At 53.7% G+C, this 1,234-nt stretch carries 1 protein-coding gene; it reads right to left on the bottom strand.

From position 1 onward, the window contains the following. Nucleotides 1-14: 14 nt before the first annotated feature. Nucleotides 15-1,175, bottom strand: coding sequence for an IS30 family transposase (locus J3L16_RS15810; protein ID WP_207614029.1), 1,161 nt, complete (start codon nt 1,173-1,175; stop codon nt 15-17). Nucleotides 1,176-1,234 lie beyond the last annotated feature (59 nt).

Here is a 1,234-nt window from a genome sequence, read left to right as displayed (position 1 = left end):
TTTGCGGTGCGATTTCAAACGGTCGCTGCAACACATGCCTCAAATTTCTCTGCTGGTGTTTGGTATTGCAAGGTCTTTCTTGGCCGTTCATTGAGTTGGCGTGCGACGGCGCTGAGTTTGGCCTGACTAAAGCCTGATATGTCAGTGCCTTTCGGGAAGTATTGGCGCAGAAGTCGGTTGGTGTTTTCATTGCTCCCGCGTTGCCATGGTGACTGAGGGTCGCAAAAGTAGACGTCGATCTTTGTCGCCATCGTGAACTTTGCATGCCCGGCCATCTCAGATCCGCGGTCCCAAGTCAGCGATTTATACAAATGCTTGGGCAGCTTGCGCGCCTGTTTGATAAGAGCTGTAGTGACGCTTTGAGTGTCTTTGTTTTCCACCTTCGCCAACATCACAAATCGAGAATGCCGCTCCACCAAAGTGGCGATGTAGCTGTTGTTGGAACCAACGATTAGATCACCCTCCCAGTGCCCCGGAATGGCGCGATCCTCGACCTCAGGTGGGCGATCACTGATCGAGATCGCATTCTTGATCTTGCGAAGCTTCAACCCTTTCTGGGTCGCATGACGAGACCGCCTGATTGCACGCGGACTGCGCAGACACTCCTGCAATTCCTTCTTTAAAACCCCACGGGTCTGCACATAAAGGCTGCGATAGATCGTCTCGTGGGACACGCGGTGCTGCTCCTGGTTCGGGTAGATACGTTTGAGCCAACCCGCGATCTGCTGCGGCGACCATTTCCGGCGCAGCTTGCGTGCAATCAACTGGCACAAGGGATCATTGAACGAGAGCTTACATGATTTGGGCCGCGATGCGCAGTCCCAAGCACGTTCATCTGAGCGTGCCGCGCGATAGGCCTGACGGCCACCATTTCGGCGAACCTCTCGGCTAATTGTCGAAGGCGACCGTTTCAGGTTTCTTGCGATGGACCGAAACGACTGCTGTGCGACCAAACCACGAGATATCTCCTCCCGCTCAACCAAGCTTAACGCACTTTGCGACCGCTTTCGACCAGGTGGTCGAATCCCACCAAACTGCGCCAAATGCGGGAAGATTGAAGACGATGCACGATTGAAGTGCCGCCCAATCGAACTCATGGACTCTCCGCGCTGCCACCTATCCCACATCTCTGACTTCTGTTTGGCCGTATAAAACGTCCGCGTCCGGTATTTCATCTTAAACACTCCATCTTTACTAAAAGAGTAAAGTGTTGCGTCGACCCATTGAAACCGCC

The organism is Alteromonas sp. 5E99-2 (genome assembly GCF_017368475.1).
In the GTDB taxonomy this organism is placed as follows: Bacteria; Pseudomonadota; Gammaproteobacteria; order Enterobacterales; family Alteromonadaceae; genus Alteromonas_F.
Note: the sequence above shows the minus strand (reverse complement) of the source record. Positions and strands in the feature narration are given on the sequence as shown.